The following is a 464-nucleotide window of genomic DNA, read 5'->3' on the forward strand; positions in this document are numbered from 1 at the left end:
GTGGCGATGAGGTCTTTGGCGTCGTTGCAGAATCGGCGGACGGAGGGGGTGCGTCGGTAGGGGCCGAGTGCGCCGACGAGGTTGCGGACGTGCTTGATGCACCTGGCGGAGGTGACCTGCCCGGTGAGGGTCTGGACGGCCTGGTCACCGAGGGCGAGTGCCTTGTCCAGCTCGGGTTGGTCCTGCCGGACGTAGGTGGTGGCGAGCAGGGCGTTGCGCAGCGCGCCTTCGCGGCTGTACTCGTCGTCCTGGAGTCGTAGCGCGGCTCGGAGGTGTTCGCGGGCGCGGGTCCAGTCTTCGAATTTGACGTAGCAGTAGCCGGCCTGGGCGTGGGCCTGGGCTTCGTTGATCCAGTACGCCCAGTCGGGGTCGCCGTGTTCCGGACGTTCGTCGGTGAGCCGGTCGAAGGCGCTGTCGAGCGCACGGCGGGTGTCGGTGACGGCGTGGTTGTTGGCGTACGCCTC

Annotated in this window: 1 pseudogene; it reads right to left on the minus strand. The window is 68.5% G+C overall.

What is annotated here, in order from left to right:
* Positions 1-464, minus strand: a pseudogene (locus tag ACXAHD_RS32385) (hypothetical protein); the annotation flags it as partial.

This window comes from Micromonospora sp. ABR4_055 (genome assembly GCF_056160425.1).